8 protein-coding genes and 1 pseudogene are annotated in these 8,969 nt (G+C 61.9%); 3 read left to right on the top strand and 6 right to left on the bottom strand.

Features of this window, described 5'->3' with window-relative positions:
- A pseudogene (locus ACTG3X_RS10735) lies at positions 1–231 on the top strand (transcriptional regulator); the annotation flags it as partial.
- Between the two features lie 90 nt (positions 232–321).
- On the opposite strand, the gene ACTG3X_RS10730 reads toward ACTG3X_RS10735, so the two are convergent.
- From ACTG3X_RS10730 to ACTG3X_RS10715, 4 genes are read right to left on the bottom strand one after another with little or no spacing between them, the layout of a single operon-like run.
- Positions 322–1,077 (bottom strand): SDR family oxidoreductase, encoded by a 756-nt coding sequence (locus tag ACTG3X_RS10730; RefSeq protein ID WP_439111267.1) that lies wholly within the window; start codon positions 1,075–1,077, stop codon positions 322–324.
- Positions 1,074–2,549, bottom strand: coding sequence for a carnitine 3-dehydrogenase (locus ACTG3X_RS10725; RefSeq protein ID WP_439111266.1), 1,476 nt, complete (start codon positions 2,547–2,549; stop codon positions 1,074–1,076). The genes ACTG3X_RS10730 and ACTG3X_RS10725 overlap by 4 nt, the downstream gene beginning before the upstream one ends.
- 21 nt (positions 2,550–2,570) lie before the next feature.
- Positions 2,571–2,927 (bottom strand): hypothetical protein, encoded by a 357-nt coding sequence (locus tag ACTG3X_RS10720; protein ID WP_439111265.1) that lies wholly within the window; start codon positions 2,925–2,927, stop codon positions 2,571–2,573.
- Entirely contained in the window at positions 2,924–3,835 is a 912-nt protein-coding gene (locus ACTG3X_RS10715; RefSeq protein ID WP_439111264.1) for a 3-keto-5-aminohexanoate cleavage protein, read from the bottom strand. Before ACTG3X_RS10715 ends, ACTG3X_RS10720 begins: the two co-directional genes overlap by 4 nt.
- An 82-nt stretch (positions 3,836–3,917) precedes the next feature.
- On the opposite strand from ACTG3X_RS10715, the gene ACTG3X_RS10710 reads away from it, so the two are divergent.
- Complete coding sequence (locus tag ACTG3X_RS10710; RefSeq protein ID WP_439111263.1) at positions 3,918–4,886, top strand: GlxA family transcriptional regulator; 969 nt, start codon at positions 3,918–3,920, stop codon at positions 4,884–4,886.
- Here the strand turns inward: ACTG3X_RS10710 and ACTG3X_RS10705 are convergent.
- Together ACTG3X_RS10705 and ACTG3X_RS10700 are read right to left on the bottom strand one after the other, a co-directional pair.
- A complete protein-coding gene (locus ACTG3X_RS10705; protein WP_439111262.1) occupies positions 4,880–5,923 on the bottom strand; it encodes an aldo/keto reductase in 1,044 nt (347 codons plus the stop codon). The genes ACTG3X_RS10710 and ACTG3X_RS10705 overlap by 7 nt on opposite strands.
- Before the next feature lie 136 nt (positions 5,924–6,059).
- Positions 6,060–7,730, bottom strand: coding sequence for a SulP family inorganic anion transporter (locus ACTG3X_RS10700; protein ID WP_439111261.1), 1,671 nt, complete (start codon positions 7,728–7,730; stop codon positions 6,060–6,062).
- Between the two features lie 362 nt (positions 7,731–8,092).
- Between ACTG3X_RS10700 and ACTG3X_RS10695 the strand changes: the two genes are divergently transcribed.
- On the top strand, positions 8,093–8,965 hold the full coding sequence (locus tag ACTG3X_RS10695) for an S-methyl-5'-thioadenosine phosphorylase (protein ID WP_439111260.1): 873 nt from the start codon (positions 8,093–8,095) through the stop codon (positions 8,963–8,965).
- Positions 8,966–8,969: the final 4 nt, after the last annotated feature.

Here is an 8,969-nt window from a genome sequence, read left to right as displayed (position 1 = left end):
CCGCGCCTGCGCATCTACCTGTTTGATGCCCGCCGCCTCTTCTCCTCCCCCATCACAGTTTTCGGCCCGCTCCTGGCCGCGCTATACGTGGGCCGCGACTATCTCACCTTCCGTGACCGCGAGCGCGTCGCAGCGCTCACACAGCACTTTGACGCGCTCGTCGTCGAAGCCCGCATCACAGCGCGCGACTTCCCCGCACACCTTGATGCGCTCGCCTCCGAGCTGCCCTAGCGCTTTCTTTTTGCTTAAAATATCCTGGGGAGAGCGCGAGAGGGGCAAAGCCCCTCTCGCATCGGTCGGATTGGCGCAGCCAATTCGATCCTAGATTTTCGGATCAGGGTTCTCCGTGTGCCCGTCCACAGCAATCACCTGTCCGCTCACCAGCCGCGCTTTGCTTGAGCCAAGGAACACCGCCATTTGCGCCACATCCTCGGCGCTCACAAAACTGCGCATCGAGGTGCCCGCCGCATAGCCCGCATAGACCGCGTCCCGCGTCATGCCCTTGGCCGCAGCTTCACGCGCCAAAACGCCGTCCATCCGCGCACCTTCCACCGCCCCGGGGCAGATCGCATTGGCACGGATGCCGTAAGGGCCAAGCTCCATCGCCAATGTTTTCATCAGGCCGATAATCGCCCATTTCGCCGCCGCATAGGGCGCACGAAACGGATAGCCATATTGCCCTGCCGTTGAGGAGGTCAGCACAATCGATCCGCTGTTTTGCGCCTTCATCATCGGGGCGGCGTATTTTGCGGCCAGAAACGCCCCCTCAAGGTTCACACTCACGCATTGGCGCCAGTCCGCAAGCGCCACATCTTCCACAGCAGCCGTCGGCCCGGCGATACCCGCATTGGCGCAGAGCACATCCAGCCCGCCCCAATGCGCCATGATCTCTTCAAAAAGCGCCGCCATCGCCACCTCGTCAGAGGCGTCCACACAAGAGGCCTGCCAGCCCTCGGGCACAGCCGCCAAAGCGCCCGTGTCCACATCCGTCACCCAGATTTGTGCCCCCTCGGCCGCAAAGGCCTCAGCCATGGCGCGCCCGATCCCGGACGCGCCCGCTGTCACAAGCACTTTCACCGCGCATCACCGATCGCGCGGCCAAGCCCCTCAGGTGCCGCGAGGCCCGCATGGGCCGCAGCCACCTTCACCAAGGCCGCCTCGACATGCGCCGCCGGCGGAGCCGCGCGGCGCGTGGCAAGATCAACGTGCAAGAGCATATGCTCACCGCTCGCCAGTAGCCGGTCGCCTTCGCGCATTGTGTGGAACAGGTGCATCTTCTTGCCGGCCCCCATAATCACCTGCGTGTGCACCGTGATCTTGGCACCGGCATGAACCTCGTCGATATGCCTGATATGCGTCTCGGCGGTGAAGTAGCTGCCGCCGCTCGCGATATAGGCCGCATCACAGCCGATCTGCTCCATAAAGCGGTCGGTTGAGTCGGCAAAAGCCTGCAAATAGCGGCTCTCGGTCATATGGCCGTTGTAGTCGAGCCAGTCGAGCGGCACGACACGGTGCAGCGTCAGAACAGGCTGGCTCAGGTCGGCAATCTCATCGATATGGCTGGCAATGCCTGCGCCTGCGCGCAGGGTCTTGTCATGGGCGTTTTGCAAAGCGCCTGCGCCCCAGTCGTTCGCGCCCAGCGCACGCATCATGCCCACAAGGTTATCATCGCGAATGCGCTCCAGCTCGCGGATGCTGTGCATCCCGCTCTGCGCATCCGACTGGTCGGCAATCGCATCGACCAGTTCGTCTGTCAGCTCGGGCACATCCATGAGCTTGGTCCAGGGCCAGCTCAGACAGGGGCCAAACTGCGCAATGAAATGGCGCATCCCCGCCTCGCCACCCGCCACGCGGTAAGTTTCAAACAGACCCATCTGCGCCCAGCGGATGCCAAAGCCGTAGCGGATCGCATTGTCGATCTCTTCTGTCGTGGCGATGCCATCGTTGATCAGCCAAAGCGCCTCGCGCCACACAGCCTCGAGAAAGCGGTCGGCAATATGGGCATCAATCTCTTTCTTCAGATGCAGCGGATACATCCCGACACCCGAAATCACCTCTTTCGCCCTGGCAATCACGCCCGCGTCGTTGGCCTCGGTTGTGACCAGCTCGATCAGCGGCAAAAGGTACACGGGGTTGAACGGATGCGTCACCACAATCTGGCGCGCATTGGCCATCCCCGCCTGCAATTCGCTCGGCTTATAGCCCGACGTCGAGGAGCCGATCACAGCATCCGCCGCCACACATGCCGCAAGCTGGCCATAGACCTTGTGCTTGATATCCAGGCGCTCCGGCACGCTTTCCTGCACCCAAGCCGCGCCCTCGCAGGCCTCGGCCAGATCTGTGTGAAAGCTCAGGCGCCCTTCCTCTGGCAACGCCATATTGCCAAGCCCCGGCAAGGCGCGGCGCGCATTGGCCAGCACTTCGCCAATCTTGCGTTCGGCCTCGGGGTCAGGGTCAAACACCCGCACATCCCAACCATTGAGCAAAAACCGCGCGGCCCAGCCGCCACCGATCACACCACCGCCGATGATAGCAGCCCGTTTATCCATCTCTCTCGTTCCTTATCCGTGTTAATCGATGCAGATCGCAGCAGCCTTGCCTTGGAGCAAAACCTCATGGCAGCCAAAATAGGGCGTCACAGGCGAGCAGCTCTTGCTCTTGGCAAGGCAGAACCCCGCGCAATCTCCGTTGTCGGTGCAGGCTTTGCCCGCATCAGGCTGGGCGCGCGCACATTGCGGCCCCGCAAGGCCCACAACCATTGTGCCACCCGCCGCCTCGCAGTCTTGCGCCACCAACAGGGGCGAGCGCTTGCCCGCAGATTGCTGCGGCGCACCGCCCCCGCCCGAGACCCCCTCATCGATCTGACACGCCGCCAGCGCAAACAAGGTCAGGAGAGCGAGGGCAAAACGGGGCAGTGCAAGTCTCATGATTTCGGGGCTCTCTTTGTCAGTTTCAGCTTTTCGCGCACCGCCTCGGGGCCGATCACTTTGGCCCCCATGTTCTCGATGATGCTCACAGCACGCTCTACCAGCTGATAGTTCTCGGCCAAGACGCCCTTGTCCAGCCAAAGGTTGTCTTCCAAGCCCACGCGCACGTTTCCGCCCGCCAGCACAGACGCAGCCACATAAGCCATCTGGTTGCGCCCCAGCGCAAAGGCGCTGAACGTCCACTCGCTTGGCACATTGTTAACCATCGCCATAAATGTGTTGAGATCATCAGGCGCGCCCCAAGGCACCCCCATGCACAGCTGCACCAGCGCATCAGGCTCAAGAACGCCATCCGCCACAAGCTGCTTGGCGTACCAGAGGTGACCTGTGTCAAAGGCTTCGATCTCGGGCTTCACGCCCATCTCGGTCATCATCCGCCCCATCGCCGTGAGCATACCGGGCGTGTTGGTCATCACATAGTCGGCCTCGGCAAAGTTCATCGTGCCACAGTCGAGCGTGCAGATTTCGGGCAGACACTCCGCAATATGCGCCACGCGTTCTGTTGCGCCCACCATGTCAGTTCCGGCCACGGTCGGCAGCGGGGTTTCAACCCCGCCAAAGACCATATCACCGCCCATGCCAGCGGTGAGGTTGAGCACAACATCCACATCCGCCTCGCGCACACGGTCTGTCAGCTCGCGGTAAAGCTTGAGGTCACGGCTGGGCGCGCCGGTCTCGGGGTCGCGCACATGGCAATGCACCACAGCCGCCCCCGCCTTGGCCGCCTTGATCGCGCTGTCGGCAATCTCTTTGGGCGAGCGCGGCACATGCGGGCTGCGGTCTTGCGTGCCCCCCGAGCCTGTTACGGCACAGGTGATGAAAACCTCTTTGTTCATTGTCAGTGGCATTGGCGAATCCCTCCTCAGCGTCAGATTTGCCAAAAGTATCACCGCTCTTGTGCTGCCTCTTTTGATCTTTTACGAAATAGACATGGCAAATACCGAAAAAATCTTGGCAAAACCGCTCGATACGGCTGTGCTCACCTTCAGCGACAGCAACACGCTCAGCTTTGCCGCCGCCGTTGACCCGCTGCGCGCCGCCAACCGCCGCGCAGGCCGCACGCTCTTTCAGTGGCGGTTTGTAACCCCCACAGACGCGCCCGCAACGCTCACATCAGGGGTCGAGGTGCACGGCACAGCGCTCAGCCAGATAGACAGCTGCGATCTGCTGGTGATCGTTGCAGGTTTCAACCTTGAGGCCCACGCCACACCTGCGCTTCTGGCCACTCTGCGCCGCCTCGCGCCCCGCGCGGGGCAGGTCCTGGCAATAGATGGGGCGAGCTGGCTCTTGGCGCGCGCAGGTCTGCTCAACGGCCACCGCGCCACCACCCACTGGGAAGATCTCGAGAGTTTTGCCGCACGCTTTGACGGGGTTGAAACCCTCGCCCACCGCTTTGTGCAATCGGGCAAGTTTGCCACCGCAGGCGCCGCTATGTCCGGGCTGGATATGATGCTGCGCCTCATTGAAGAGCGCTTTGGCGCACGCCTCGCCCAAGAGGTGGCAGGCGCGTTTTTGCATGATCCGTCCTTGCCCGCCGATCTGCCGCAAAACCCCGCCAGCCGCCAAAGCCTTGCGCGCCACCACCCCGCCGTGGCCCGCGCGCTGGCGCTGATGCAGGCCAATGTCGAAACGCCGCTCGGCATCGCTGCGCTGGCAACTGCTGTCTCGCTCTCGCCCCGCGTGCTGGAGCTGCGCTTCAAAGCGGCGCTGGGCCAAAGCCCCAAGGCAACCTACCTTGCCCTCAGGCTCTCCGAGGCCCACCGCCTCGCACTTGATACATCCCTGCCCGTGCAAGACATAGCGCTTGCCACGGGCTTTGCCTCGCAAGCCAGCTTCGCGCGCGCCTTTCGTGCCGCGCACGGCAACTCCGTGCGCAGCCTCAGGGGGCGGCCTCAGTAAGGCATCGGGTGCAGCTTATGCGCCGCGTCGATCTCTTTGAGCACCTCGGCAGACAGCACAACATCGCCCGCGCCCAAAGCGTGCTCAAGCTGGCCCACGGTCGTTGCACCAAAAATCGAGCTGCCCATAAACGGCCGCGTCAGCGTCCACGCCAGCGCCATATGCACAGGGTCAAGACCATGGCGCGCCGCAATCGCAAGATAAGCCGCAACCGCCTCCAAAACCCGTGGCGTCATGCGCCCGCCCATCTCGGGCACAAGGCTCATGCGCGAGGCCTCGGGCACTGCGCCCGCCTGATACTTGCCCGTCAAAAAGCCCGCCGCCAGCGGCGAAAAAGCCAAAAGGCCCACGTCTTCGTTCACGCTCATCTCGGCCATGTCGGTGTCATAGAGGCGGCACAGCAGCGAATATTCGTTCTGCACAGAGGCCACACGCGGCCCGCCCACGCGCTCGGCGGCAGCAAGCCACTGGCACGTGCCCCAAGCGCTCTCGTTTGACAGGCCAAAGGCACGGATCGTGCCGCGCTCCACCTCGCGCTGCAAAGCTTCAAGACAGGCTTCCATATTGGCCAGCGTCTCGGCGCGGTTCTGTTTTGAAGGGTCAAACTTCCAGTTCTGGCGAAACATATACGAGCCACGGTTGGGCCAGTGAAACTGGTATAGATCGATCACATCGGTCTTGAGCCGCTTCAAGCTGCCCTCAATCGCCTCAGGGATGGTCGCCGCCGTGATCGGCGCACCGTCGCGCACGTTTTTATAGCCAGCCCCCGAATGCTTCGTGGCCAGCACAACCTCGTTGCGCCGCCCTGTCTTTTCAAACCAGTTGCCCAGAATACGCTCGGCATCGCCCTGCGTTTCCTTGGTGAGCGGGTTCACAGGGTACATCTCGGCACAGTCCCAAAACTGCACCCCATGCGCCAGCGCCATATCCATCTGCGCGTGGCTGTCGGCCTCGCTGGTCTGCGTGCCGAATGTCATCGTGCCAAGGCACAGCTCGCTCACAGAAATACCCGTGCGGCCAAGTTCGCGCTGCTTCATGTCATACCCTCATGTTTGATCTGATGCGCACTCTGCCAGCATGGGGCGCAATGTCAAATCGCACCTGCGCCCAAACAGAAAAAGCCGCCTGCGCATCGGCACAAGCGGCTCTTTTTTTGGGGCGTTAAAGCGGGGCTTAGTGCCCGCTCTCCAGAATACCTGTCTGCACATCATAATCCACAGCCAGCGCATAATCGGGGTCATCGTCACTATCCACCATCAGGTGGCCCGCCTTGTTGAGCAGCTTGTGACAGTCGCGGCTCAGGTGGCGCAGCTTGATCTGCTTGCCAGCCGCCTCATAGCGCGCCGCCAAAGCCTCAATCGCCTGAAGCGCCGATTGGTCCACAACGCGGCTTTCCTTGAAATCCACGATCACAAGATCAGGGTCTGTCTCGACCTCGAAAATCTCGGCAAAGCCATCGCTTGAGCCAAAGAAAAGCGGCCCCTGAATTTCATAGACTTTCGCGCCCTCATCCGTGGTCGACTCGCGCGTGACAGCATGAATGCGCGTCGCGTTGTTCCACGCATAGGCCAGCGCCGACACGATCACACCCACAACAACCGCAATCGCCAGATCATAGGCCACTGTCACAATCGTCACCAGAATGGTGACAAAAGCATCCGTCATAGGCACACGGCGCAGGATCTTGAGCGAGTTCCACGCAAATGTGCCGATCACCACCATGAACATCACGCCCACAAGCGCCGCCAGCGGGATCTGCTCGATCAGCGGCGAGGCAAACATGATGAAGCTCAGCAAAAAGAGCGCCGCCGCAATGCCAGCAATGCGCGTGCGCCCGCCCGACTTCACATTGATCATGCTCTGCCCGATCATGGCACAGCCGCCCATACCGCCGAAAAAGCCTGTCACAACATTGGCAGCACCCTGCGCCATACATTCCTGCGAAGCCCCGCCGCGCTTCCCGGTAATTTCGCCCACAAGGTTCAGCGTCAGCAAGCTTTCGATCAGGCCAATCGCGGCCAGAATAACCGCATAGGGCAGAATGATGTAAAACGTCTCCATATTAAGCGGTGCAAGTGCTGTGCCGTAAAGCCCCTCCCCCGTGCCAAACGGGTTGTGAAAGCTCGGGAAGCCGCCAGAGATCGACGCCAGATCGCCCACGCGCGGCACATCAAGCCCAAGTGCAATCACAAGGATCGCCACAATCCCGATCCCTGCGAGAGGGGCCGGCACAAAGCGTGTCACCTTCGGCATCACCCAGATAATCGCCATGGTCAGCGCCACGAGGCTCAGCATCATCATAAGCGCTGTGCCCGTCAGCCACTCACCGCCGCTCATACCGTGGCCTGTGTTCACAACAGAGCCCGGCACTTTAAACTGCGTCATCTGCGCAAGGAAAATAACAATCGCGAGCCCGTTCACAAAGCCCAGCATCACAGGATGCGGCACAAGGCGGATGAACTTGCCCCAATGCATGGCCCCCGCAATCAGCTGCAAGACCCCCATCAGCACGACCGTCGCAAAGAGATATTCCACCCCGTGCTGCGCCACGAGCGCCACCATCACAACCGCCAGAGCGCCAGTCGCGCCCGAGATCATACCGGGGCGGCCGCCAAACACAGCCGTGATGAGGCCCACAAGAAAGGCCGCATACAGCCCGACCAGCGGATGCACCCCCGCCACAAAGGCAAAGGCGACAGCTTCAGGCACAAGCGCCAGCGCCACGGTCAGCCCCGCCAGCACCTCGATTCTGAGCCGCCCCACGCTAAAGGGTTCGTCAGGCATCAGCCTCAGGTCTGGCATGGCAAGGCGGTTGGCAAAAGCAGCCATAAGGGCGCGTTTCATATATTCTGTCCTACTCGGGTCGTTCGGGTTCGCGTTCAGCCTTGCGCCCTAACGCGCCCCGCGTCAAATGGCCAGCCCGCACCGAAACGCGCGCCACGACGCGTTGCGCCGATGCACAGGCTGCAGGGCCTCGGCGGGTGGGCCTGCGTTTGGCAGGCCGTTTCGACAGGAGAAACCAAAAGGTTAACGATTCGCCCGCGCACAACACCCGCCACAGCCGGTGCACGGGGGGTGCACGCATGGTGCACGCTTTTCACCCCCCCGTTTTTGGCCATCACAAGCAGGTTAAGCCTGCGCACGCTGCCTTGCCTTTGGCCCCGCATCGGGCCACAAATGAGCCAACAGATATCAGGGAGCACACCATGAGCGAAACTATGATTGGCGTCATCGGCGGGTCAGGAATATATGAGATCGACGGGCTGGAAAATGCCAGCTGGCAAACGGTTAAAACCCCTTGGGGAAAGCCCTCTGACGCGATCCTGACAGGCCGTCTGAATGGTGTCAAAATGGCCTTTCTCCCCCGCCACGGGCGCGGCCATATCCACACGCCCACAAGCGTGCCCTACCGCGCCAATATCGATGCGCTCAAGCGCATTGGGGTCACCGATGTGATCTCTGTCTCCGCCTGCGGCAGCTTTCGCGAAGAGATGGCACCCGGCGATTTTGTCATTGTAGATCAATTCATTGACCGTACATTCGCCCGCGAGAAATCCTTCTTTGGCACAGGCTGCGTGGCGCATGTTTCGGTCGCGCACCCCACCTGCCCCCGCCTTGGCGCCGCCTGCTTTGAAGCCGCCCAAGACGCAGGCATCACCGTGCACAATGGCGGCACCTATCTTGCCATGGAAGGCCCGCAATTCTCCACGCTGGCCGAGAGCAAAATGTACCGCGAAAGCTGGGGGGCCGACGTGATCGGCATGACCAATATGCCCGAGGCCAAACTCGCCCGCGAAGCCGAGCTCTGCTACGCCTCGGTGGCCATGATCACCGACTACGACAGCTGGCACCCCGAACACGGCGAAGTCGATGTGACTGAAATCATTAAGACTTTGATGGGCAACGCCGAAAAAGGCCGCGCTCTGGTCTCCCGCTTGCCCGCCCTGCTCGGCGCGGCACGCGCAGCCTGCCCCCACGGCTGCGACCGCGCTCTGGAATATGCGATCCTCACCGCGCCAGAGGCCCGCGACGCGGCGCTTTTGGCAAAGCTTGACGCGGTGGCAGGGCGTGTCCTCTAAAGGC

The sequence above is a fragment of the Lentibacter sp. genome (assembly GCF_965658795.1).
In the GTDB taxonomy this organism is placed as follows: domain Bacteria; phylum Pseudomonadota; class Alphaproteobacteria; order Rhodobacterales; family Rhodobacteraceae; genus Lentibacter.
This window is presented reverse-complemented; position numbering and strand designations above follow the sequence as displayed.